Source organism: Curtobacterium sp. MCBD17_040, from assembly GCF_003234805.2.
Taxonomy (GTDB): Bacteria; Actinomycetota; Actinomycetes; order Actinomycetales; family Microbacteriaceae; genus Curtobacterium.
Map to the genome: position 1 here is coordinate 2,393,686 of NZ_CP126273.1, position 24,818 is coordinate 2,418,503.

Sequence of the window (24,818 nt, forward strand, 5' to 3'; positions counted from 1 at the left end):
GCCCGGGAACGGCAGAGCCGGCCCCGCCACGGTTCAGGGGGGTGTCGTCGTAGGGTCAGGGGTTCGTACGACGACGCCGTGGCGGAGCCGGCTGCCTGAGCGCGACCACGTGGGCCGTGCTCCCCGCCGGGCGCTCAGGGTGCGTCCGGCGGAACGCGTCGATGACCGATCAGGGGGTGGTCACCGGCGCGGGTCCGAGGTGTCAGGAAGTGCGGCGATCGCCTCCGAGGGGGTGGCGGGCCGGTTCGGCGGACATCGGGAGGACGGCGCTGCCGACCGTCGCCAGGATCCCGGCGACCGCGACGACCGCGAGCGGCACGAGTGTCAGCCCGTGCGCCGCACCGAAGCCGAGCGCGAGGATCGTCGCGGGGGCCGGCAGGAGCTGCACCGCGTGGAACCGGGAGGTCCGGGTCGCGGGGCGCAGCGCCGGACTCGCCAGTCGCTGCTCGCTCGTGTCCGTCATGTCCTCCATTGTGCGGACCCCGGGCTGTCCGCGGAAGGGGGGACACGCCCCCCGAGATGGAGTAGACCGTCTAGTACACCCCTCCGGGTCAGACGGCGAGGGCGCGGACCGTGTGGACGGCTGCCGCGATGGCGTCCACCACGGCGGCCGCGCCATCCGGCCCGAGGTGCTCGTCGAACGTGAACCGCACGGCGGTGCGAGCGACCTCCTCCGGCAGCCCAAGCGCCGCGAGCACGTGCGACGTCTCCGTGCTGCCGGCCGCGCACGCGCTGCCCGCCGACGCCAGGATCCCCTGCTGCTCCAGCTCGAGCAGGACCGTCTCGCCGTTCGTGCCCGGCAGGCAGAACGACGCGTGGCCCGGGAGGCGGTGCTCGCGCGACCCGGTCAGCACCGCGTCCGGTACGCGGTCCAGGACACCCGCGACGAGGACGTCCCGCGCCGACTCGGCGACCGCGGCAGCGTGCGCACGTCGCTCGAGCGCGAGTTCGAACGCCCGGGCCAGACCGACGGCACCGGCGACGTCCTCGGTGCCCGAGCGGACGCCACGTTCCTGCCCACCGCCGTGCAGGAGCGGCTCGATCGGGACGCCCCGACGCACCGCGAGCGCGCCGATCCCCTTCGGCGTGCCGAGCTTGTGTCCGGACACGCTGACCGCGTCCGCGCCGAGCACGTCGAGCCCGACGGGCAGCCACGGGGCGGACTGCACGGCATCGCTGTGCAAGGGTACGCCGACGGCGTGCGCGACCGCGGCGAGCGCCGGGATGTCCTGCACCGTGCCGATCTCGTTGTTCGCGTGCGCGACGCTGACCAGCGTGGTGTCCGGCGTGAGCGCGGCGGCCAGGTCGGCCGGGTCGAGCCTCCCGTCCGACCCCACCGGCAGGAGGTCGACGGTGAAGCCGTGGTGCCGTACCAGGTGGTCGCAGCTCGCGAGGACGGCGTCGTGCTCGGTCGGGAGGGTGAGCACCCGGCGACCGCGCGGCGCGGCGAGCGCGATGCCCTTGACCGCGGTGTTGTCGGACTCGGTACCGCCGCTCGTGAACACGACCTCGGCCGGTCGGCAGCCGAGCGCGCCGGCGACCACCGCCCGCGCCGCGGCGAGGCCCTGCGCGGCCCGGGCACCGACCTCGTGGGCGGACGAGGGGTTGCCGAAGTCGCCCGTGAGCCAGGGCCACATCGCCTCGAGGACCTCGCGGCGGACGGGCGCGGTCGCGGCGTGGTCGAGGTACACGGCCGTCCTAGCGATCGCGCGGGGCCGTGGCGACGTCGGGCTCGACGACGACGTCGAGCCCGAGGTCGAGCGCCCGGGCCGAGTGCGTGAGCGCTCCGACGGACACGATGTCCACGCCGGTCGCCGCGATGGCCGCGACGGACTCGAGCGTCACGCCACCCGACGCCTCGACGAGGGCGCGACCGCCGACGAGCGCCACGCCCGCACGGAGCATGTCCGGCGTGAAGTTGTCGAGCATGATCGTGTCGACGCCGGCGCCGACCACGGGTTCGATCTGGTCGATGCGGTCGACCTCGACCTCGAGGTGGACGGTGTGCCCGAGCCGCTCCCGCGCTGCGCGGATGGCCTCCTCGGTCGGGACGCCCCGGGCTGCGAGCACCGCCAGGTGGTTGTCCTTGGCGAGCACCGCGTCGGACAGCGACGTCCGGTGGTTGTGTCCGCCCCCGCAGCGGACCGCGTGTCGCTCCAGCGCGCGGAGGCCGGGCGTCGTCTTGCGGGTGTCGACGATGCGAGCACGGGTGTCGGCCACCGCCGCGACGTAGCGCGCGGTGACCGTGGCGATGCCGGACATCCGCTGCACGAGGTTGAGGGCGACGCGTTCCGCGCGGAGCACCGACCGCGCGGCACCGGAGACGATCGCGAGCGTGTCGCCGGCCGCGAACGTGGCGCCGTCCGCACGCTCGAGTGTGACGACGATGCCGGGGTCGACCGCGGCCATGACGGCGGCGAACACGGCACCGCCGCTGAGCACGCCCGGCTCGCGCGCGGCCAGGGTGGCGGTGGCCGTGGCGTCGGCGGGCACGAACGCCTCGCTCGTCACGTCGCCCCAGGGGGCGTCCTCCTCGAGCGCGGTCTCGATGACGCGACGCAGCGCATGCGGCGGGATCGCCCCGACTGCGGTGGGGGTCGTGGGCGCGGCGGCAGTGGCACCGGTCGTGATGTCGGTCATGCAGGAACTCCCTGTCGTGGTGCGGTGGTGGGGACCGTGAGGGACACGGTCCCCTGCGTCGTCGACACCCAGGCGAGGGGCCGCGCCTGCGCGGGGTCGGTGCCGGGGTGGTCGGTGCGGGCGTGGGCGCCGCGGGACTCGGTGCGGGCCGCCGCCGCGTGGGTGACGAGGCGGGCGAGGGTCAGGAGGTTGCGGTCCTCGAGTGCGCCGACGCTCGGCGTCGGGGCGGCGACCTCGAGCGCCGCGAGGTCCCGCGCGGCGTCGGCCAGTCCGTCGGCGTCGCGGAGCAACCCGACCCGGTCCTCCATGACGGCTTGGAGCGCCGGACGCACGCGAGCCTCGTCGACCGGTGCCGGGCCTCCCGGCCGGGAGGCCCGGTCCGGGTCCGCCACGGACGTGACCGCGAGTGCGTGCGGACCCCGCAGGCGCGGCCGTGCCGGCCGCGGGACGTCGAGGGCGTCGGCGGCGCGCACGCCGAAGACGAGCCCCTCGAGCAGGGAGTTCGACGCCAGGCGGTTCGCGCCGTGGACGCCGGTGCAGGCCGCCTCGCCGACCGCGGACAGGCCCGGGAGGCTCGCCCGGCCCTCGACGTCGGTCGCGATCCCGCCCATCGCGTAGTGCGCCGCCGGCGCGACGGGCACGGGTTCGCGCGTCCAGTCGAACCCCGCCGCCCGCGTGGCCCGGGTCAGCCCCGGGAACCGGATCGGGAGCGTGGCACCGAGCGCGGTGGCGTCGAGCATCACGGGATCCCCGCCCTGCGCGCGCATCGCGGCCGCGATGCCGCGAGCGACGACGTCACGGGGTGCGAGCTCCGCGTCGGGGTGCACGGCCGTCATGAAGCGGCGCCCCGCCTGGTCGCGGAGGACCGCGCCCTCCCCGCGCACTGCCTCGGAGACCAGGCCGCCGCCGGGGACCGCGAGGCGGGTCGGGTGGAACTGCACGAACTCGAGGTCCGCGAGGACGGCACCGGCACGCCACGCGGCCGCCACGCCGTCCCCCGTCGCCACGAGCGGGTTCGTGGTGTGTCGGTAGAGGTGCCCGGCCCCACCCGTCGCGAGGACGACCGCGTCGGCGGCGATGCGCAGCGGTTCGCCGAGGAGGTCGAGGACGTCCACGCCGCGGACGGCGCCCTCGTGCACGACCAGGTCGACGAGGAACGTCCGCTCGAGGATCGTGACGTGGCGGTCGAGCAGCGCGCGGACGAGCGCTCGTTCGATCGCCGCGCCGGTCGCGTCGCCGTCCGCGTGCAGGATGCGACGGCGGCCGTGGGCGGCCTCGACACCGCGCGTCAGGTCGTCGCCGTGCACCTCCTGGCTCGCCGGGTCGCGGGTCCGGTCGAACGCGATGCCGATCGCGAGGAGGTCCCGGACGCGAGCCGGTCCGTCGGCGCAGAGGACCTCGATCGCGTGCTGGTCCCCGGCTCCCGCACCGGCTGCGACGGTGTCCGCGACGTGGGCGCCGACCGAGTCGTCCGCGCCGAGCGCGACCGCGATGCCGCCCTGTGCGTACGCGGTCGCCGCGTCGGTGAGGGCGCCCTTCGTCACGAGGGTGACGTCGTGTCGTCCGCTGGCACGGACGGCGGTGGTGAGGCCCGCGATGCCGGAGCCGACGACGACGACGTGCATCAGGCCTCCCGGCCTGCGTCGAGGGGACGGGCGGGGGCGAGGGGACGGGCGGGGGCGAGGGGGCGGGGGCGAGCGGCGAGCATGCGCTCGAGCGCGACCCGCGCGTCGGCCGCGATGTCGTCCGGGACGCGGACCTCGTTGAGGACCTCGCCGCGGACCAGCGCCTCGAGCACCCATGCGAGGTAGCCCGGGTGGATCCGGTACATCGTCGAGCACGGGCACACCACGGGGTCGAGGCAGGAGATGTCGTGCTGCGGGAACTCGGCCGCCAGCCGGTTCACCATGTTGATCTCGGTGCCGATCGCGAAGGTCGTGGGCTCCTCGGCCGCGGCGACGACCTTGCGGATGAGGTCGGTGCTGCCGGCGACGTCCGCGGCGTCGACGACCTCCATCGGGCACTCGGGGTGCACGACCACGACGACGTCGGGATCGGCGGCGCGCGCCTGCTCGATCTGCTCGACGGTGAACCGGCGGTGCACGGAACAGAACCCGTGCCACAGGACGACCTGGGCCGCCTGGAGCGTTGCGGCGTCGTTGCCGCCGAGCGGCTTCCGGGGGTTCCACATCGGCATGCGGTCGGTGCTGATCCCCATCGCCTTCGCGGTGTTCCGCCCGAGGTGCTGGTCCGGGAAGAACAGGACGCGCTGGCCGCGCTCGAACGCCCACTCGAGGACGGTCGCGGCGTTCGAGGACGTGCAGACGATGCCGCCGTGACGACCGCAGAACGCCTTGAGGTCCGCCGCCGAGTTCATGTAGGTGACCGGGATCACCGGCACGCGGCCGTCGGCGTCAGGCTCGGTGCCGTACAGGAGTTCGAGCTGCTCCCAGGCCGCCTCGACGCTGTCGATGTCGGCCATGTCCGCCATCGAGCACCCGGCGGCGAGGTTCGGCAGGATGACGTGCTGCTCGGGGCGGGCGAGGACGTCCGCGGTCTCGGCCATGAAGTGGACGCCGCAGAACACGATCGCCTCGGCGTCGGGACGGGTGAGCGCGGCGTTCGCGAGCTGGAAGGAGTCGCCGAGGAAGTCCGCGTGTCGCACGACCTCGTCGCGCTGGTAGAAGTGCCCGAGCACGACGACCCGATCGCCGAGGGTGGCCTTGGCGGCCTCGATCCGGGCGTGCAGCTCGGCCTCCGGCGCGGTCCGGTACTCCTCCGGGATCACGCCCTGGCGCGGCGCCGAGGTGGGGATGAGGTCGGACATCGAGGACCCGGGACCGTAGCCGGGCCGGGCATCGAAGGTCCAGGTGGGGGCGGCGAGGTCCGGCGTGCAGGTGCTGCCGGCCGCGCGACCGTTCGAGATGAGGTCGATGGTGGTTGCGATGGACATCAGGTTCCCGTCGGTGGTGCTGGGGGCCGGTCGGATCCGAGGGGCCCGTTGTCGGCGAAGGCGAGGAGGGGGTTGGAGCGGTACAGGCGCGCCGGTCGGTGACGGCCTCCCGACGACACCTCGTCGGTCGCGACGATCGCGTCCGACTGGGCCACCTGCCGGCGGAAGTTCGCCGGGTCCAGGCGACGGCCGAGGATCGCCTCGTGGACGCTGCGGAGCTCGGCGAGCGTGAAGCGGTCGCCGAGGAACGCCTGGGCGATCCGCGAGTAGCCGACCTTGTTCCGCAGGCGCCACAGCGCGTAGTCGACGATGCGGTCGTGGTCGAAGGCGAGTCGTGGCAGGTGCTCGGCGAAGAACCAACGGACGTTCCAGTCGTCGGGCACACCGGGCGTCTCGTCGCCGCGGACGAGCGCCCAGTAGACGATCGAGACCACCCGGTCCGGCGATCGGTCGACGTCGCCGAAGGCGTACAGCTGCTCGAGGTACCGGGGCTGCACGCGGGTGGTCTCGAACAGCCGGGTGGCCGCGGACTCCTCGAGGCCCTCGTCGACGCCGACCCATCCACCGGGCAGCGCCCAGGACCCCTCGAACGGCTCGGTCACGCGGCGGACCAGGGGCATCGCCAGCGCGAGTTCGCCCGTCTCAGGGTGCCGTCGGAGCGCCACGATGACCGTCGACACGGCGACGCGGATGCCGTGCTCCGGTGTGGTCATCATGATCCTGGTCCATCGGGTTCTGGTCGGAGTGACCCGAACTGATGAGGTCAGTATGACCCCATCCCTCCGCCGACGCGAATCGGCAGAGGTGCGGCCGGATCGTCACCGCGACGAGGACGGGCCGTGACGGCCATGGAACGCACCGCTCCTACAGTGGGCGGCATGACACCGATCACGAGGATGCACGCCGTCGTGTCCGGATCGGTCCAGGGGGTCGGATTCCGCTACTGGACCGCACGGAAGGCGGACGGGCTCGAGCTCGCCGGGTACGCACGCAACCTGTTCGACGGGACGGTCGAGGTGGAGGCCGAGGGACCGGAGACGGCCGTCGACACCCTCATGGAGCTCCTCCACGTCGGGCCGCCGTCGGCCACCGTCACCGACGTCGCGGTGCGCTCGGTCGCGCCCCACGCCGACGGCGGGTCGTTCGACATCCTGCACTGACGCCGCCGAGTACGGTCGGACGGGTGCCCGGACTCGTCGCCGCCGTCTACGTCTTCACCGCCGTCATGATGGGGACGACCATCCCGACGCCCCTCTACCCGACCTACGAGGCGCACTTCGGGTTCGGCAGCGCCGCGACGACCGTGCTGTTCGCGGTCTACGCCGGCGGCGTGATCCTCGCGCTCGTGGTCGTCGGGCGTCTGTCGGACACGATCGGTCGTCGACCCGCGCTCCTCGTCGGCATCGTGTTGTCCCTGCTCTCGGCGGGGCTGTTCACGGTCGGGACCCCCGAGTGGCTCCTCTACGCGGGGCGGGTGCTCTCGGGGTTCTCCGCGGGCATCTTCACGTCCACCGCCACGGTCGCGGTGCTCGAGGCCGCCCCCCGGGGCCGCGAGAAGCTCGCCGGAGCGCTCGCCACCGCGGGGAACATCGGCGGGCTCGGACTCGGCATGCTCATGGCGGGCGTGGTCGCGACCGTCACCCCGTGGCCCCTCCGCGCGCCGTACGTGGTGCACGCCGGACTGCTCGTCATCGCGGGGGTCGCCCTGCTCGCGATGCGCGAGACCGCCGGCGAGCGGACGCCGTTCCGGCTGCAACCGCCGCGCGTCCCGTCGGAGACCCGGTCGGTCTTCGGCGCGGCCGCCATCGGGGCGGTCACGGGGTTCGCGGTGTGCGGGCTGTTCTCGTCGATCGCGCCGAACTTCGTCGGCACGGTCATCGGGGTGCACTCGCCCGCGGTCGTCGGGACCGTGACCTTCCTGCTGTTCGGCGCCTCCGCGGCGGCGCAGGTGTCGCTCCGTCCCCTCTCGAACAGGGCACTCGTCCTCGTCGGGACCGTCGGCCTCGTCGTCGGCATGGCGGTGCTCGTCGTCGCTCTGCTCGCCGCGTCGCTGCCCACCCTCATCGCGTCCGCAGTGCTCGCCGGGGCCGGGCAGGGCCTCCTGTTCATGGCGGGCCTCCGGACCGTCACGGGCGCCACGGCGGCAGCGGACCGCACCGCCACGACGACCACGTACTTCGTGGTGGCGTACCTGGCGATCGCCGTCCCCGCCGTCGCGGCGGGGCTGCTCAGCCATGCCGTCGGACTGACCGCGACGGGCGTGGTGTTCGCCGCCGCGGTCGTCGTCGGGACGCTGCTCGGGTTGTTCCGGCTGCGGTCGTTCGACGCGGTCGCGCGCTGAGCGTCGCCGCGCTGGCCCCGGGCTCCCCGGACGTCCAGCTGACCCTGTCCGATGTCACAGGAGGCCGCTAGCCTCGGTGCATGGCCGATCCCGACGCCGCCACCGTCATCACCAGCGCTCGTTCCGAGCCGGCTGGGCCGTCGTCGACGTCCCCGGCGACCGCGCGCCTGGTCATCGGACTCCTGCTCGTCTCCGCGTTCGTCGTCATCCTGAACGAGACGATCATGGGCGTGGCCCTCCCGCGGCTCATGACGGACCTGGACATCAGCGCGACGACGGGGCAATGGCTCACCACCGGGTTCATGTTGACCATGGCGGTCGTGATCCCGATCACCGGGTTCCTGCTCGAGCAGTTCCCGACGCGGCCCGTGTTCACATGGGCGATGAGCCTGTTCTCGGCGGGCACCGTGATCGCCCTGCTCGCGCCGGGGTTCCCGGTGTTGCTCGTCGGCCGGGTCGTGCAGGCGAGCGGAACGGCGATCATGATGCCCCTGCTCATGACGACCGTGCTGACACTCGTCGAGCCGCAACGCCGTGGCCGCGTGATGGGCAACATCTCGATCGTGATCTCGGTGGCGCCGGCGATCGGGCCCACGATTTCGGGGCTCATCCTGCAGTCGTTCACGTGGCGGTCCATGTTCGGTTTCGTCCTCCCGATCGCGCTCGCGGCCCTGGTCATCGGGCTCCTCAAGGTGCGGAACGTCTCCACGCCACGACGCGTCCCACTCGACGTCGGTTCCGTCATCGTGTCCGCCTTCGCCTTCGGCGGGATCGTGTACGGCCTGTCCAGCATCGCGACGATCGGCATCGGGGGCATCTGGACTCCCGTCGTCGCGCTCACGGTCGGACTCGTCGCACTCGTGGGGTTCATCGCGCGGCAACGGTCCCTGCAGCGACGGGACCGCGCGCTGCTCGACCTGCGGACGTTCCGGGTGCGGACGTTCACCATCGCGATCGTCGCCATGTGCATCGCGATGATCGCCATGTTCGGCACGCTGATCCTGCTGCCGATCTACCTCGAGACCGTGCTCGGGCTGCCCGTCCTGCAGGTCGGTCTGCTGCTCCTGCCCGGCGGGCTCGTCATGGGTCTGCTCTCGCCGGTGGTCGGGCGGCTGTACGACCAGCACGGCGCGCAGGTGCTCGCGGTGCCGGGCGCAGTCCTCGTGAGCGTCGTGCTGTGGATGTTCACGATGCTCAGTCCGACGACGAGCGTGTGGTTCGTGCTCGCGGCGCACGTGCTCCTCAGCATCGGGCTCGCGCTCACCTTCACGCCGTTGTTCACTGCGGGACTCGGTGGACTCACGCCCGACCTGTACTCGCACGGGTCGGCGCTGCTCGGAACGGCTCAGCAGCTGGCGGGGGCTGCGGGGACTGCCCTCTTCGTCACCCTCATGGCGATCGGCACCGCTGCCGCGGGTGGGGGCGCGAGCTCGGCGGTCTCGGTCGATGCGACCGCAGCCGGCGTCCGGACGGCGTTCCTCGTCGGCGCGATCATCTCGCTGTTCGGCATCGCCGCCTCCGCGATGGTCCGCAAGCCGGAGCTCGCGCCGGGCCTCGTGCCGTCGCCCACGCACTGACCCTCGGTGCGACCGACCGACCGACCGACCGACCGACGCGCTGCGCTGCGCTGCGCTGCGCTGCGACCGAGACGCGACCGACACGACCCGTCTGTCCGTCTGACCGACGGGTCGGAAGCACCGACGCCTCCCCGTCGCATGAGAGGGTGACCCCCATGGGCGCGATGACGAGCGAGCTGAACTGGGCGGGCACCTACACGTACACCGCCGAGCGCATCGAACGCCCCACCTCGATCGAGGCCGTGCAGGAACTCGTGTCGGGAGCCGAACGGGTGCGCGGCATCGGCACCCGTCACTCGTTCAACGACGTCGCCGACGGACCGGGCGTGCTCGTGGACGTCACGGCGATCCCCCCCGACCTGGAGATCGCGCCGGACCGCCGGACGGTGACGCTCGGCGCCGGCACGCGGTACGGCGACGTCGCTCCCGCGCTCGACGCCGCGGGTCTCGCGCTCCACAACATGGGCTCGCTGCCGCACATCTCGGTCGGAGGCGCCACCGCCACCGGAACGCACGGCTCCGGCACCCGCCTCGGGTCGTTGTCGTCAGCGGTCGCCGGTCTCGAGTTCGTCGGCGGGGACGGGACCCTGCACCGGATCGTCCGAGGCGACCCGGAGCACGCGGGCGCGGTGCTCCACCTGGGCCTCCTCGGGGTCGTCACCCGGATCACACTGGACGTCGAGCCCACCTACCGGATGCGCCAGGACGCATACGGCGCGATCCCCTGGACGGCGTTCCTCGGGTCCGTGCGCGAGGTCTTCGCCGCCGGGACGAGCGTGTGCTGCTTCACGAACTGGGACGGCACGGTGCGCGAGGTCCTCGTGAAGACGCGGATCCCCGACGGCGCCGACGACGTCGCCGTGCCCGAGGCCATCGTCGGCGCACATCGCCTGCCGCCGCTACCGGGTGACGACCACCGCACGGCCCGCGACGGGACACCCGGACCATGGTGGGACCGCCTCCCCCACTTCACCGTGGGCACGGTGCCGTCGGTCGGGTCCGAGATCCAGAGTGAGCACTTCGTGCCGCTCGACCGGGCCGCCGAGGCACTCGACGCCGTCCACGCGCTCGGCGACCGCATCCGCCCACACCTCCACGTCGCGGAGCTCCGGACCACCGCTCCTGACGACCTGTGGCTCAGCCCCGGTCAGGGATCCGCGACGCTGTGCATCGCGTTCACCTGGCGCCGTCACGTCGACGAGGTCGCCGCGCTGCTGCCGGACATCGAGGCCGCGCTCGTCCCGTTCGAAGCACGGCCCCACTGGGGCAAGATGTCGTCCCTCGGATCGGATGCCATCGCGGCGCTCTACCCACGGCTCCCCGCGTTCCGGTCCCTCGTCGCCCGGATGGACCCGGAACGGCGGTTCGCGTCCGCGTTCGGCGAGCGCGTCCTCGGGGTCTGAGGCGCCTCCCGGCCCGGCCTCGGTGGCCGGGCCGCAACCGTCGTCGCGGCGTCACGTGCCGCTCATCGGCGCCGCGCCTCCTGTCCGGTCGCGCCCGCCGCACCTCCGGTCGCGCCGCGCCTCCGGTCCGGTCGCGCCGCGCCTCCGGTCCGGTCGCGCCGCCCGTGCCGCGCCTCCCGCCCTGCCGGCACCGCGCCTCCCGTCCGGAGGCGCCGCGCCTCCCACCCTGCCCAGTCCCGTCCCGTCCCGTCCCGTCCCGTCCCATCCCATCCCATCCCATCCCGACCGTCGATGAATCAGGAAATCGGCGCGAATGGCGAAGCGCCCCTCAACGGCGACGCCGTCTTCCTGCGTTCTCGACACGACAGCGGAGCGAACCGTGCGCAGCGCACGGGCGCAGCGCACGATCGCAGCGGACGATGGAAGCGCCCAGGAGGAACGGCACCCGCCTCAGGGCCGCAGCGACCCGTCGACAACGCAGGAACCCAAGCCCGGAGCAGAGCCCTCGCCCCACCAGCGACGCTGTCGTCCTGCGTTCTCGACACGACAGCGGAGCGAACCGTGCGCAGCGCACGATCGCAGCGAGCGGCCACAGCGAACGGTGGAAACGACCCGGAGGAACGGCACCCGCCTCGGGGCGGCAGCGGCCCGTCGACGACTCAGGAAAATGGTGCCGCTGCAGGGACCCGACCCCCGAGTGAACGCGGTCTTCCTGCGTTGTCCACGTGGCAGCGGAGCGAACGGGAGAAGCCAACGGACGGGACGGCCGGACGGGGTGGGCGGACGGAACGGACCGGAGCAACAGCAGCTGCCTCGAACCCCGAGCGCCCCGTCGACAACGCAGGAACGCAGGTCCGGAGCGGAGGCCCGACCCCGCCGGAGACGCCCTCTTCCTGCGTTGTCGACACACGCGTTCACGCGGTCACGCGGCCACGCGGTCGCGCGGTCGCGCGGTCGCGCGGTCACGCGGTCACGCGGCAGCGCGGTCGCGCGGCCGCGCCTCACACACCGGTGAGGGGCGTCACCACCCGCTCGTCCCCGTCCCAGAACCGGACGCCGGCGACCGCGCCGAACTCGGGCACGGGGACCGCCGCGAGCGCGGAGACCGCTGCGGGGAGCGCCTCGGGCGGCAGGCGTCGCGCGATGGTGACGTGTGGCGACCAGGCGTCCGGCAGGCTCGTCGGGAGGCCCCCGGGTACGACCTCGTGGACGCGGCGGTGGAACGCGCCGAGTGCCTCGGACACGACGACGGCGCGCACGAGCACGAACCGCCCACGGGCGGCCGGGAACAGGGTGAGGCCGCCGAACCGCACCTCGGCAGGGTGGGTGGCGGCGACGCCCGGGAGGGACGGCACCGGTTCCAGCGTCGGCCCGGCCACCAGGGTCACGTGCGGCCGGTTCGACGGGCTGTCGTGGAGCGCGAGGCTCGGGAGCCCCGCGTCGACCAGGGCCCGCCATCCGGCACGGAGGGCGCCGTCGGTGGCGTCGTCGAAGACGAGCTCGATGCTGCGCACGGTGCGGGGGCCCCTCAGGCGTCGGCGGCGCGGCGCACGCGGTCGAGGTGTGCGCGGACCGCGGCGGCGACGGCGATGGGGTCCTCACGCTGGACGAAGTGGCCCACGCCGGGGAGCTCGACGAGGTCGCGTCCGCTCGCGAAGGACGCCTCGTTGCCCCGGGCTGCGGGCAGGGTCTCGGACCCGTCGGCCGTGCCGATGAGGAAGGTCGTCGGCACCGTGATCGCCGGCCACGTGTCGAGGAGCGCCTGGGTCGAGGCGTACCGGGGCGAGCCGGGCGCCTCGCCCGCACCGTGTCGGTAGTAGTGCACGACGTCGGCGGCGAACTCGTCCGTGTCGAACGCGCCGAGCATGGCCTGCTCCTCGGTGGGGTCGAGCCGGAGCGAGGGGGACCAGTTGGCCCAGGCCCACCGGACGAGCGCGGTGGGGTCGGTGCGGAAGGCCCGCGCGCCGGCCTCGGTGCAGAGCCAGTACCGGTACCAGGCGACCGCGGCGTCGTCGAGTCGTTCCGCGGCGCTCAGGTGTCCCCGGTCCCCGTACGGCGTCGCGATCGTGACGAGTCCGGTGAGTCGCTCGGGAGCGAGCACGGCGACGGCGTGTGCGGCCCTGGCGCCCCAGTCGTGCCCGACGAGCAGGAACCGGTCGAGTCGGAGCGCGTCGGCCAGGTCGAGGACGTCGGCGGCGAGCGCGGCGACCTGACCGGACCGGGCGTCGGCGGCGTCGTCACGAACCCGGCTCGCACCCACCCCGCGGAGCATCGGCCGGATCGCCCGGACGTCGTCGGGCAGGAGCGCGAGCACACCGTCCCAGGTCGCGGGCGTGTCGGGGAACCCGTGGAGCAGCAGGACCGGGGTGCCGTCGGCCGGTCCGTCGTCGTGGTACTCGAGGTCGGCGACGGGGGTCGACACGATGGGCATGCCCCGAGCCAACCACGATCGTCAGGCTCGGGAATCCACCTGGATCCAGTCGATGACCATCCGTGACGTCGTGGGGGTGGACGCGTCCGGCGGACCGGGCCAGTTCCCGCCGACGGCGAGGCTGAACAGGACGTCCATCGGCTGGTCGAACACCCAGCGCATGGTCGGCGGAGCGGTGGAGCGGGTGATGCGCATCGCAGTGTGACCGTCGATGGCGGTCGTGATGCTGTCGGCGGTGCGCGACACCGAGTACACGTGGAAGCCGTCGCTCAGCGGTGTGCTGTGGTGGACGGTCGTGCTCGACGCGACGTCCTGGGTGTCCGAGGTGGTGCTCGGCGCGTGGACCGTGTGCACCGAGTCCGCGGTGGTGTTCGGCGTCTCGACGATGTCCACCTCACCGGCCGCGGGCCATCCGACGTGGTCGACGTCCGAGCCGAGCAACCAGAACGCGGGCAGGAGCCCCTGGCCGTCGGGCAGCTCGATCCGGGCGGACAGCGTGCCGGTGGTGAACGAGAACTTGCCCGCGGTGGTCAGCCGGGCCGAGGTGTAGGTCGGCGTGGCGGGGGTGCCCCCGACGTGCGCGGTGAGCACGAGGTGCCCGCTGCCGTCGAGCACGCCGTTCGCCGCCTGGTAGGTCTGCAGTTCGCCGTTGCCCCAGCCACCGGCCCCGGTCTGTGCGGTCCAGACGGACGGGTCGGGCGGAGACCCCGCGGTGCCGTCGAAGTCGTCGCGCACGACGCCGGACGGGCTCGGGGTCGAGGACGGTGTCCCGTTCGGGGTCGGCGCGGGCTGGGTCACCGGGTCTCCTCCTCGCGGCCGGACGGCCCAGGCGACGACGAGCGCCACGACGACCACCCCGGCGAGCACGACGATCCACAGCAGGGGGCGACGCCGCCGTGGGACCGGGATCGTGCGCCCGCCGTCCGAGGCACGCGCGAGCGCCGAACCCCCGTGCCGAGCCGTCCCGCCGTGTCGCGTGGTGCGGTCGTGGAGGGGCACGCCGCCGTGCTCGACGATCCGGGCGACGGGGAACGCGTCAGGTGTCGGGGTCGGCACGAGTGTCCTCCCACCGCCGCTCGGTGGCGGGAGCGCCCACGCGGACGGCCGTCGGTGTCGGCAGCGCGGGGTCCGGACGACGCGCGATCGCGGTCACGAGGTCGTCCCCGTCAGCCGGTACAGCACCACGCCGGGCGCCGACACGACCGTGGTCCAGCGCGGGTCCGCAGCGATCTGTCCGCTGAGCCGCTGCAGCGCGCCGTGGGGGTACGTGCCATTGTACTCGGCCCAGTCGACCATCTGGTCCGTGATGAGCATGTACACCGGGCGCCCGCCGCCCCGGAGGGCCGTGGTGAGCTTCTGCTCGACGGCCGGGTCCCGGAAGGACTGTCCGGCCCACCCCGCCCAGGTCGTCATGCTCGCGTCGAACTGCGGGTCCACGCGCGCCTGGTCGACGTACTGCTCCGTCATCCGCCCGGGTCCGGCGGCGGCCGGCGCGAGGAGCTGGGACGGCACGGGCGCGGTCTCGAGCAGCTGCGTGCTGACGCTGAGTTCGGCCGGCGTCACGAGGTTGGAGAACCAGGCACCGTAGACCGCCTGCCCCGATGCGAGCGACGCCACGACGACGGCGACCGCCGTCCCCGTCAGGGCGAGGCGACCGGCGAGCACGGCGCTCCTCGATCGACGTGCGTGGACCGCGCCTCCCGTCCGGATGTCGACGCGGCCCCGGACGCCCGCGCGGATGCACCGGACGAGCACCGGCGCGATGAGGACGGCGCAGCCGGGGACGGAGTACAGGAACACGCGGTAGATGGCCTCGCCGCCGTAGCTCTGCCCGGCGAGGAGCGCGAACGGCGCGAAGGCGACCACCGCCAGCCGGAGGGTGCTCCAGCGGCGGAGCCGTGTGCCGCCGAAGCGGTCGGGACGGAGCCCGGCCAGGACGAGCAACCCGGCCGATCCCCAGACGCCGAGGGACACCGCCCGCGCCGCGAGTGCCGTCACCGTCATGCCGATGCTGCCGGCACCGGTCGACGCGGTCTGCGCGTTCGCGAGCGGGTCGAACGCCTGCCCCGTCGTGTACTCCTGCACGAGGTGCCAGTTGAGCAGCACCATGAGGCCGGCGAGGATCCCGAACGGGACGACGATCGTCCGCGGCCGGACCGTGCCGAGCACGCCGAACGCGGCCGCGACGACGAGCAGCCAGTACGGCGTCAACTGGTGGGACACCGCGATCGCGGCGAACAGGGGCAGGGTCAGCCATCCGAGCACCGGACGCGTGCGGCTGCGGACCAGGAGTGTGACGATGACGATCCCGAGGAGGAACGACACGGCCTGCGGAGACAGGTAGTCCTGGCCGACCCAGTTCGCGACGCCGACGATGAACGCGGCGGTGACGGCGCTCAGTCGCGACGTCCCGAGGGACCGTGCGAGGGCGCCGACGGCGCCGACGAGGGCGATGTCCGCGCCGACCTCGAACCACTGCGCGATCGACACCGGCGAGATCCCCGTGGCGGTCGAGAACCACGCGATCGCCGCGAACACACCGGGCCACCCCGCGTAGATGTCGACCCCCGTGGCGACGTGCCCGTGGTGCTGGATCCAGTCGACGACCCCGAGGTGCTTGTAGGTCCAGCTGTAGATCGGAGCGCCGGCCCCGAGGGCGATCGGGAGGCGCATGCACAGCACCGACACGACGGTCGCCACCCACGCGTCCACGACGGAGCCCGACCGGACCGCGAGCACGAACCCGAGGCCGGACAGGCCGATCGCGATCGGCACGCCGGGCACGCCGGCGAACAGCAGCCCGAGGGTGGTGTGCGTCGCGGACGGGATCGCGGGGATCGACACCACCGCCACCACGAGTGCCGCCACGACGACGAGCCGGGTCGCCACGACGACGTGCGCGCGCGACCGCGGAACGGTGACGCTGGCGGACCGGAACCCGGTGGCCCGCAGGCCCGCGAGGAGGAGGGTCGGTGTCGTCACGACGAGGCTCCCTCCTCGGCGCGTCCGTGGCGGCGCATGGGACGCAGGCGGCCACGGACGACGGTGGCCCGTTCGGTGAGCCAGCGTTCGAACCGCGGGACCCTCGACCGATGGGCGGTGCGGCGTTCGGGTCGCCGTCCCGCGAGGACCCACCGGTCGAGGCCGCCGGCGGCGGTCAGGAGTGCGATCACGACGAGCGCCCCGTCCACGCCCCAGATGCCCGTGGCCGCCATGGCAGCGGTGAGGAGGATCGTGACCGCGATGCCCGTCGCGGGCACCACCACGAGGGTCGTCGAGGGCCGCATGTCGATCCAGGTCCGCAGGGCCGCGCCCGGTCCGACGAGCACGAGGGCGCCGACGGCGATGCCGCGCCACCACTCCGCGGTGTCGGGCACGAGTGCGGTCAGCCCGACGAGGGCGACGAGCGCCGCGACGATGCCCCAGGGGGTGGGGTGTCGGATCGGCATGGTGGAGGCCGTGGCCGGCGCGCCGGCGTCGGTCACCGCGGTGCGCGACGCGGGGTCGAGGACGGTCGCTCCGTCCCACCGCTGCCGGAGGAACCGGGCGGGACCGAGCAGGACGCTCGCGAGTTCGAGCCGGCCGACGCGGCGGACCTCGCGCGCGAGCTCCTCGTGCGTCGGGGTCGCGGCGAGCGCCGTGGGGTCGGTCAGGGCCGTCGCGGCGGTGGTCGGAACGGCCGCGGCGGTCGAGCCCATCAACATCGCGGTCACACTGCCGGCGGGAGCGGACCCCACCGTCGGCGGCGGACTCGGGTCCGTGCCGCCGACGGCGTGTTCGGGTCCCTCCGCCAGCCCGCCGGCGCCTTTGCCGACGAGCCGGACGAAGGCCTGGGGCGCACGACGGGCCGCGCGGGCCGCCATGCGGGGCTCGAGGGCCACCTTCGTGAGCCACGCGCCGAGCCCGACGCCGTAGCCCTTCGCCTGCGACCGGAGCGCCGCCAGGTCGGAGCGGTGGCGGTGCCACACGAGCGCGGACGGGTCGACGACGAGCGCCCCGCCGGCGAACAGCACCCGGGTGAACACGTCGAGGTCCTCGCCGCCGCCCGTGCGGGTCCCGGCGCCGAACGCCGTGTCGAACCCGCCGAGCTCCAGGGCGGTGCGCCGACGGAGGGCGAAGTTCGCGCCCGTGCCGAACTCGCCGACCGAGAACGGGAACATCGGCAGGTCGGCGGGCTGCTCGGCGAGCCGGAACTCGCGGCGACGCAGGTTCCGGGACCAGGACACGCGGTCGTCGAAGTACCGCTGCACCGGCGTCCTGAGTTCGCCGCTCGGCACGAGTCCCGACACGCACTCGACGTCCGGCGCGCTCGCGAATGCACGGGTGATCGCCGTCAACCAACCCGGATCGACCACGACGTCGTCGTCCGTGAACGCGACGACGTCGCCCGTCGCGTGCCGGAGGCCCGTGTTCCGTGCGCTCGACAGCCCCGGGAGCGCCTCGTGCACGAGGCGCACACGCGGGTCCGTGAACTCGTTCGCGATGAGGTCCGCAGTGGCCGTCGTCGCGCTCGCGTTGTCCACCACGACGACGTCGAACGCCGGATGGTCGACCGCGAGCACGCTCCGCAGGGCGTCCCGGAGCTGGTCGGCCCGGTCGCGGGTGCAGATCACGACGGTCACGGTCGTCGCGGTGGTGTCCGGCGCCGAGGACTCGGCGCGTTCCGCGGCACCCCGGTCGAACCGTGCGGCCGCGTCGGCGAGCACCGGGATCGCGAGGCCCCCGGCCACGACCGGGACCTCGACGAAGCCGAGCACCGTGTCGCCGCGACGGACGAGGAGCCGGGCACCCCGGTAGCCCTCGGCGCCGTCGAGCCGCAGCACCTCGGTGTCCCGGGCGACGGCGTCGTCGAGCTCGCGGACGTCGAGGTCGCCGACCCAGAGTGCGCCGGCCCACACGGGAGGAACGGGGCTCGCCATGGGACGGTGCAGCACGCGGTCGGTTCCGATGGTCACGCGGCGCCTCCCGCGATCGGGGCGGGCGAGGCGACGGCGCTGTGTCGGCCCGTGCCCGGCGCGCGTCGGGCGCGGAGGAGCCCGACGAACCCCACCGCGGCGAGGCCGACCGTGGTGACGACCATCGCGATGGCCCCGCCGAGCGCGCCCCAGGCGCCGATGCACAGGATCGCGACGGGCACGAGGACGACGGTCGACGACGCGCTCACGACGAGGACCGCGGTGGTGCGGTGCAGCGATCGCTGCATGGACCCCCACACCTCGTACGCCGTCCGCAGCACGGAGCCGATCGCGAGCGTGCTGAGCACCGCCACGCCGCCGGCGGCGACGTAGTAGTGCCCGAGGAGACCGAGGACGAACGGCGCGAGCGCGACGAGGGCGACCACCCCGAGCCCGACGATGGTCACCACGGCGACCCAGGTGCGGAACGCGAGCGCGCCCGCCTCGCTGCGGTTCGTGGACGCGTGGGTCGCCATGGAGGTGCCGATCGCGATGACGACGAGGTCGAGCACCTGCCCGATCTGGAAGCACAGCGCGAACAGGGCGCCCTGCGCGCTGCCCGCGACGGTCGTCACGAGGAACGGCATGATGAGCACCCCACCGAGGTACAGGCCGTTCGCGACGCCGACCCGGCCCGCGAAGGCCGCGAACCGGCGGAACGGCCGCTCCTCGTCGGTGGACGCGGGAGCGACCTCCGGGCCCGGCTCCGCGGCGTTCCCGACGACCGGGACGAACGTGCGCATCCTCCGGGGGATCAGGATCCCGTAGGCGACGACGAGCGCCCCGGCCGCCGGGAGGACCGCGGCGACGAGCACGGGGTTGCCGACCGCGCCGACCAGCGCGACGAGCACCGGGATGAGCGCGAGCTTGGCGAGGTTGACCGGACCGTTCATCGTCAGGTTGAGCCGGGCCCCACCGAGCGAGGTGAGCACCGGGTCCTTGAGGACGAACAGCGTCCACACGACGCTCGAGAGCGTGACGCCGAGCACGACCGACCACGCGGGGGCGGCGGGGTCGACGAACCGGACGACGAGCACGCCCGCGACGACCCCGGCGGCCGTCGCGACGAGCACCGCGGTCAGGACGCCGACGCGGTAGAGCGGTCGGCGCCAGCGACGCAGCCCCGGCAACATGACGAGCAGGGCGTCCCCGATCCCGGACGCCGCGACCTGCGCCGCGGCCGTGAAGATCGAGAAGATCGCGGTGTCGACGCCGAGCTTCCCCGGCGGGATGATCCGCGCCGCGACCACCCAGAACACGAACCCGGAGGCGCTCGTCACGGCGTAGCCGGCGAGGATCCAGATCGAGTCGAGCGTCACGCGACGACCGATGGTCGTGCGTGCCGGCGTCGACACGGCGGGCGTGAGGACCTGGTCGCTCACCCGGACACCACCTCGCCGCGGAGCTGCGAGGCGGACGGGTGTCGCGCCTCCAGACCGACGGACGGGAGGGCCGGAACGGATGACGCGGGTCCGGTCACCATGGGGACGGACGGGAGGACCGTGGCGGCACCGAGCGTCGGCGTCGCCCGTGCCGCGCGCAGGTACCCCGCGATCGTCGCCGCCGCCATGAGGGCGATCGCAGCGATGCGGCGCGCACCACCTCGTCCGACCTGGCCGAGTTCGCGGACGAGGGCTGCCGGGAGCACGTGCGCGGCGTAGGCGGTCTCGCTGGACAGGGCGTCCTCGCGGCCGAGCTTGCGGCTCAGGATCGCCTTCGAGATGCCCTCGTGGTAGCTCCGGCTGCGGATGTACGACCACGTGGCGCGGTCGGCGCTCACCCGGTGGTGCACGACGGCACGGGGGTCGAGCAGGATCCGCGCCTCCGGGTCCTGCTGTCGGAGGCGGATGCAGAGCTCCGTCTCCTCCCCGCCGAGCGGCACGGTGCCGACACGACCGGTGTCGGTGTCGAAGCCGCCCGCGGCCAGCGCCGGACGACGCCGGAACGCCATCGAGCAGCCGAGGACGTTGCGGACCTCGGCGAGCTCCTCGGGGAGGCCGCGGTGGCTGCAACCGACGATCCAGAGGAGTTCGTCGGGGTACATCGCCGAACGGGCACCCGCGGGCCAGACCGGCTCCGCCCGCCCGCCGACCGCGATCACCTTCGGGTCGGTGAACGGGGCGACGAGATGACGGAGCCAGTCCTCGGCCGCGGTGGCATCGTCGTCGAGGAACGCGACGACGTCTCCGTACGCGACGTGCATGCCGGTGTTCCGAGCACCGGACAGACCCTGGGGACCACGGTTCGCCACGACCGTGAGGTGCGGCCAGCGCGTCTGCGCCATGCGGAGGAGCTCCGGCTCGTGGTCGATGACGACGACGACCTCGGTGGCCTCCGGCTGGAGGAGCGCGGAGTCGACGGCGTCCTGGAGGTCACCCCACCGTCGCTGCGTGTACGCGCAGACGACGACGCTGACGGCGGGGTTCCACACCGTCACGCGACGTCCCGACGCTGACGCGCCGGCACCGCGATCGCGCCCCCGGCGGGGTGCACCGATCTGGTCCTCGCGGCGGTCCGGGCGACGCGGCGAGCGGCCAGGCCGCGCGTGCGCTCGTCGAGGATCGTCTTGAGCACGCGGAAACCGTCCGACACGGCGTTGAGGTTGCTCTCGCCGTGGATCCGCAGTCGTTCGACGCTCGGGACCTCGACGACGGCCAGGTCGGCGAACGCGATCCGGCAGTTGATGATCGTCTCGATCTCGAACCCGTCACCCCAGAGCATCCGGCCGTCGGCCGCGGGCGCGGCGTCGACGGCGGGCAGGTCGAGGTGCGGGAGCACGGACCGCCGGAACGCGTTGAAGCCGTAGCACAGGTCCGTGTAGTCGGTGCCGAGCAGCAGGTTCGTCAGGACGTTGAGCCCGGCGTTCCCCACGCGACGGACGCCGGTGATGTCCTCGCTGCCACCGCCGAGGCGGAAGCGCGAGCCCTTGGCGACGTCGGCCCCGGCCACCAGCGCCTCGACGAAGCGCGGGATCTCGGTGGGGTCGGCGGAACCGTCGGCGTCGAACATGACGATGACGTCACCCGTCGCCACGGCGAAACCACAGGCGAGGGCGTTGCCCTTGCCGCGCCGGGTCTGGGACACGACGCGGATGTCGGGCATGACGGCCTTCGCGGTCGCGGCGGTGCCGTCGATCGAGTCGCCGTCCACGAGGATGACCTCGTGCACCGGCGGCAGGGTGGGCAGGACGAGCGCCAGGTTCTTCGCCTCGTTCCGTGCCGGGATGACGATGCTGATCGTCGGTTCCGCCGGGATCGGGGCGTTGAGGGGCGCAGGCAAGTTCGGGTTCATGCTGTGTCCACTTTTCGGGTTCGGGTGACGACCGGCCTCGGGAGCCGGTCTGGACCCCTCCACGATCGACCCGCACCGACGGGTCGGTACGGCCGGCCAGGGAAGGGTCGGCGAGGGCAGCCTTCTGCCCTCGTGGTGCAGCGTGGATCAACGTCGACACGGTCGGCGGTTCGGGTTCGGGTTCTCGGGTGAGCAACCGACCGGCCGGAGCTGATCCTCGCCACCCTCGGGTAAGGGTGGTGGTGAGCAGGAACATACGCTCCCCGCCCCCGAGGGACAAGAGCCCTCTGTCCACCCTGCGCGGTCGGGGTACACGCGGGTCGGCGTCCGCGGCGCCGGGCCGGAGTCCTGGAGGACGGGCGCGGTCCGGGCTCCTCACGGACGGGGAGCGACCGTTCTCCGGGAACCCCCCTGAGCACCCGAGTTGTCCCCCGATCGCCCCCCGATGAGGGGCGAGTCCGGCGGATAGGATCGACAACGGCCGACCTGGTCGAACCATCCGCCCCGCCCAGTTCCATCCACGCCCGGAGGACCCGATGGCACGTCGCGACGTCGACCCCCGCGAGCGGTGCGTCTGCGGACACGAGCGGCAGGCCCACGAGCACTACCGGCGCGGGACCGACTGCGCGCTGTGCGGCGCGGCGACCTGTGGCCGGTTCCGTGGCACGGGCGTCATCGTGGTCGCGATCGACGGACCCTGACCTCCGACCGCTCCGGCTTTGTACCCCGTTCGGGGCGCTTCCGAACTCGTCCTGCACCCCTCGGCAGCGTCCGGAGGACGTGCGTTCTCCGGGAGCCGGGGGACGCGCTCGAGCCGGTCCGGGCCTCCCCGTCGCGTGCCCCGTTCTGGGGTCGTCTCCCTGGGTCCGTTCACATGCTCGTTACCCGGGATGCGGGCCCGCCCGTGGTGCGGCCGCGCGCGGCGTGGGCGCACGGGCGCGCGGGCCGTGGGCCGTGGGCCGTGGGCCGTGGGCGCGCGAAGCGTGGCCAGCCCCCGTCGCTGGTCGACGAATCAGGAGGATCGTGCGGAACCCGCGCCGCGCCTCCCGGCCGGGAGGCCCGGACCTGATTCGTCGACAGGCACCGGTGTGCAGGCGCACCCGCGCGCAGCCGCCCGAACCGGCGCTGGAGGGCCCTCGCCGCGACGGCACCGGCCCGCGCCGACCCCGCCCAGCCCCCGTCGCTGGTCGACGAATCAGGAGGATCGTGCGAAACCCGCGCCGCGCCTCCCGGCCCGGAGGCCCGATCCTGAATCGTCGACAGGCACCGGTGTGCAGGCGCGCACCAGCGCGCACCCACCCCGGACCGGCGCTGGCCGGTGCTCGCCGCGGCGGCACCGGCCCGCGCCGACCCCGGCCCGCGCCTCCTCGGTCGACGAATCAGGAGGATCGTGCGGAACCCGCGCCGCGGCTCCCGACCGGGAGGCCCGATCCTGAGTTGTCGACCGATGCCGCGTGCAGGCGCGCACCCGCGCGCAGCCGCCCGAACCGGCGCTGGAGGGCCCTCGCCGCAACGGCACCGGCCCGCGCCGACCCCGGCCCGGCCCGCCTCGGTCGACGAATCAGGAGGATCGTGCGGAACCTCCGCCGCGCCTCCCGGCCCGGAGGCCCGGTCCTGAGTTGCCGACCGATGCCGACGGGCGCGGACGGAACACGCCGCACCAGCCCGCTGCGGCCAGGCAGCCCGCTGCGGCCAGGCAGCCCGCTGCGGTCAGGCGGCCCGCTGCGGTCAGGCGGCGGACGCGGTGGCGACGGACGGGACGGACCGCGCGGGGCGGACGTGCGTGAACGCCGCCCAGATCGCGGCGACGTCGGCAGTGCGCTCGAAGTCCTGCGTCGCGTGGTACTCGCGTCGCACGAAGTCGACGAAGGCGGTGGTGGTCGTCGGGTCAGCGGCGCGCGCGGAAGCGGCAGCGACGAGCTGGGTGCGGAACGGTTCCGTGAGGGTGGGGACGAACGGCATCGGTCTTCTCCGGTGTGGGCCCGAGGGACGGGCGGGGGCGGTGGGCTGGATCATCGTGCACCGCCGTCGCGGGCCGGCCAAGTCCCCCGTTCGTGGAGCGCTCGCCCGAGGGACACCGCCCACCCCGCGCTCGCCCGAGGGACTCCGCCGTAACACGACGGAACGCGAGTGGACCCTCCCCACGGGCGCCTGCACAGTGGAGCCACGTTCTGCCGCAGCACCGGCCGGAACGCAGCAGCACGACGCACCACCGCACACCGAGCACCAGGAGCACCGATGTCCGCCGCACCGACCCTTCCCGACCGCCCCGCCGCCGACGCCCCCTCGGCTGGATCATCGCCGCGATCGTCGTCGTCGTCGCGATCATCGTCGCGATCGTCGTCGCCGCCACCCGGGGCGGGGACGACACCGCGTCGTCGGGCTCGTCCTCCGCGGCGCCGAGGACCGTCACGATCGGCGTGGCCGACAAGTCCCTGCCCTACTGGGCGACGTACACCAAGCTCGCGAGATCGCGACTCGACGTGACGGTCAAGCTCGTCAACTTCTCGGACTACAGCCTCCCGAACCCGGCGCTCAAGCAGGGGCAGGTCGACCTCAACCAGTTCCAGCACATCCAGTACCTGGCGAACTACGACGTGACGGCGCACGACACGCTGCAGCCGGTCGGCGCGACCGCCGTGTACCCGCTGCCGCTCTACTCGACGACGGTCAGCAAGCCGTCGGGGTTCAGCGACGGCGCGAAGATCGCGATCCCGAACGACGCCATCAACGAGGCCCGGGCGTTGCTCGTGCTGCAGTCCGCCCACCTGCTGGAGCTCCGGGACGGCGGGAGCGCGTTCTCGACGACTGCCGACATCACGTCGCACAAGGTCGACGTCACGACGGTCGACGCCTCGCAGACGGCGAACGCGCTGCAGAACGGCTCGGTGGACGGTGCCGTCGTGAACAACAACTACGCGACCGCTGCGGGCCTGTCGAAGCACGACGCGATCTACCAGGACGACCCGTCGAGCACCTCGGCGGCCCCGTACGTGAACGTGTTCGCGGCGCGCAAGGCGGACGTCCACGACGCGACGTACCTCGCGTTGGCCAAGCTGTTCCACGACAGCGCCGTGCAGAAGGTGTTCCTGAAGGACTACCCGGACGCGGTCGTGCGCTCCACGTCGGCGGCCGAACTGCAGCACGAGTTGCGGTCCGTCGAGCAGGACGCGAAGGCCGCACTGGGCTGACCCGTCGGCCCTCCCGCCCACCAGCCGGGAGGCCCG

21 protein-coding genes are annotated in these 24,818 nt (G+C 73.7%); 6 read left to right on the forward strand and 15 right to left on the reverse strand.

Going from position 1 to position 24,818, the window contains the following annotated elements; all coding sequences use genetic code 11:
• Positions 1–202: 202 nt before the first annotated feature.
• The 6 genes from DEI94_RS11255 to DEI94_RS11280 form a co-directional block, all read right to left on the reverse strand.
• Positions 203–463: a hypothetical protein gene (locus tag DEI94_RS11255; protein ID WP_146244014.1), complete on the reverse strand. Its 261-nt coding sequence runs from the start codon at positions 461–463 to the stop codon at positions 203–205.
• A gap of 88 nt (positions 464–551) precedes the next feature.
• A complete protein-coding gene (locus DEI94_RS11260) occupies positions 552–1,691 on the reverse strand; it encodes a cysteine desulfurase family protein (RefSeq protein WP_111027057.1) in 1,140 nt (379 codons plus the stop codon).
• A gap of 7 nt (positions 1,692–1,698) precedes the next feature.
• Positions 1,699–2,640 (reverse strand): carboxylating nicotinate-nucleotide diphosphorylase, encoded by a 942-nt coding sequence (gene nadC / locus DEI94_RS11265; RefSeq protein ID WP_111027058.1) that lies wholly within the window; start codon positions 2,638–2,640, stop codon positions 1,699–1,701.
• Positions 2,637–4,265, reverse strand: a complete 1,629-nt coding sequence (nadB, locus tag DEI94_RS11270; protein ID WP_111027059.1) for an L-aspartate oxidase — start codon at positions 4,263–4,265, stop codon at positions 2,637–2,639. Before nadB ends, nadC begins: the two co-directional genes overlap by 4 nt.
• Complete coding sequence (nadA, locus tag DEI94_RS11275; protein ID WP_284183708.1) at positions 4,265–5,593, reverse strand: quinolinate synthase NadA; 1,329 nt, start codon at positions 5,591–5,593, stop codon at positions 4,265–4,267. The genes nadB and nadA overlap by 1 nt, the downstream gene beginning before the upstream one ends.
• Entirely contained in the window at positions 5,593–6,306 is a 714-nt protein-coding gene (locus DEI94_RS11280; protein WP_111011693.1) for an NUDIX hydrolase, read from the reverse strand. Before DEI94_RS11280 ends, nadA begins: the two co-directional genes overlap by 1 nt.
• Positions 6,307–6,471: 165 nt before the next feature.
• On the opposite strand from DEI94_RS11280, the gene DEI94_RS11285 reads away from it, so the two are divergent.
• From DEI94_RS11285 to DEI94_RS11300, 4 genes are all read left to right on the forward strand, one after another.
• The gene (locus DEI94_RS11285) at positions 6,472–6,753 is read left to right on the forward strand and encodes an acylphosphatase (RefSeq protein WP_258368805.1); all 282 of its coding nucleotides are present in this window, start codon (positions 6,472–6,474) and stop codon (positions 6,751–6,753) included.
• A 23-nt stretch (positions 6,754–6,776) separates the two neighbouring features.
• Positions 6,777–7,934, forward strand: a complete 1,158-nt coding sequence (locus tag DEI94_RS11290; RefSeq protein ID WP_220038828.1) for an MFS transporter — start codon at positions 6,777–6,779, stop codon at positions 7,932–7,934.
• Positions 7,935–8,014: 80 nt separating this feature from the next.
• Positions 8,015–9,511: a DHA2 family efflux MFS transporter permease subunit gene (locus DEI94_RS11295; RefSeq protein WP_111027868.1), complete on the forward strand. Its 1,497-nt coding sequence runs from the start codon at positions 8,015–8,017 to the stop codon at positions 9,509–9,511.
• A gap of 155 nt (positions 9,512–9,666) precedes the next feature.
• Positions 9,667–10,914 (forward strand): FAD-binding protein, encoded by a 1,248-nt coding sequence (locus DEI94_RS11300; RefSeq protein ID WP_111027867.1) that lies wholly within the window; start codon positions 9,667–9,669, stop codon positions 10,912–10,914.
• A gap of 1,001 nt (positions 10,915–11,915) precedes the next feature.
• Here DEI94_RS11300 and DEI94_RS11305 read toward each other — a convergent pair.
• The 8 genes from DEI94_RS11305 to DEI94_RS11340 form a co-directional block, all read right to left on the reverse strand.
• Positions 11,916–12,428, reverse strand: a complete 513-nt coding sequence (locus DEI94_RS11305) for a 2'-5' RNA ligase family protein (RefSeq protein WP_111011655.1) — start codon at positions 12,426–12,428, stop codon at positions 11,916–11,918.
• A gap of 14 nt (positions 12,429–12,442) precedes the next feature.
• Positions 12,443–13,345 (reverse strand): alpha/beta fold hydrolase, encoded by a 903-nt coding sequence (locus DEI94_RS11310; protein ID WP_111027827.1) that lies wholly within the window; start codon positions 13,343–13,345, stop codon positions 12,443–12,445.
• A gap of 21 nt (positions 13,346–13,366) precedes the next feature.
• Positions 13,367–14,401 (reverse strand): glycoside hydrolase family 16 protein, encoded by a 1,035-nt coding sequence (locus DEI94_RS11315; protein ID WP_111011653.1) that lies wholly within the window; start codon positions 14,399–14,401, stop codon positions 13,367–13,369.
• A gap of 93 nt (positions 14,402–14,494) precedes the next feature.
• Positions 14,495–16,327, reverse strand: a complete 1,833-nt coding sequence (locus DEI94_RS11320; protein WP_111027826.1) for a hypothetical protein — start codon at positions 16,325–16,327, stop codon at positions 14,495–14,497.
• Positions 16,324–18,300 (reverse strand): glycosyltransferase family 2 protein, encoded by a 1,977-nt coding sequence (locus DEI94_RS11325; RefSeq protein ID WP_111027825.1) that lies wholly within the window; start codon positions 18,298–18,300, stop codon positions 16,324–16,326. The genes DEI94_RS11320 and DEI94_RS11325 overlap by 4 nt, the downstream gene beginning before the upstream one ends.
• Positions 18,297–19,682 carry a lipopolysaccharide biosynthesis protein gene (locus DEI94_RS11330; protein ID WP_111027824.1) on the reverse strand — a complete coding sequence of 462 codons (1,386 nt, stop codon included), beginning with the start codon at positions 19,680–19,682 and terminating at the stop codon, positions 18,297–18,299. Before DEI94_RS11330 ends, DEI94_RS11325 begins: the two co-directional genes overlap by 4 nt.
• A complete protein-coding gene (locus tag DEI94_RS11335; protein WP_146249595.1) occupies positions 19,679–20,737 on the reverse strand; it encodes a glycosyltransferase family 2 protein in 1,059 nt (352 codons plus the stop codon). Before DEI94_RS11335 ends, DEI94_RS11330 begins: the two co-directional genes overlap by 4 nt.
• Positions 20,734–21,591, reverse strand: coding sequence for a glycosyltransferase family 2 protein (locus DEI94_RS11340; RefSeq protein WP_111011649.1), 858 nt, complete (start codon positions 21,589–21,591; stop codon positions 20,734–20,736). Before DEI94_RS11340 ends, DEI94_RS11335 begins: the two co-directional genes overlap by 4 nt.
• A 536-nt stretch (positions 21,592–22,127) precedes the next feature.
• On the opposite strand from DEI94_RS11340, the gene DEI94_RS11345 reads away from it, so the two are divergent.
• Positions 22,128–22,292, forward strand: coding sequence for a hypothetical protein (locus tag DEI94_RS11345; protein ID WP_181434970.1), 165 nt, complete (start codon positions 22,128–22,130; stop codon positions 22,290–22,292).
• A 1,027-nt stretch (positions 22,293–23,319) separates the two neighbouring features.
• On the opposite strand, the gene DEI94_RS11350 is transcribed toward DEI94_RS11345, so the two are convergent.
• Positions 23,320–23,553 (reverse strand): hypothetical protein, encoded by a 234-nt coding sequence (locus DEI94_RS11350; RefSeq protein ID WP_111011648.1) that lies wholly within the window; start codon positions 23,551–23,553, stop codon positions 23,320–23,322.
• 458 nt (positions 23,554–24,011) lie between these two features.
• On the opposite strand from DEI94_RS11350, the gene DEI94_RS11355 reads away from it, so the two are divergent.
• Positions 24,012–24,782, forward strand: a complete 771-nt coding sequence (locus DEI94_RS11355; protein WP_220038825.1) for a MetQ/NlpA family ABC transporter substrate-binding protein — start codon at positions 24,012–24,014, stop codon at positions 24,780–24,782.
• Positions 24,783–24,818: the final 36 nt, after the last annotated feature.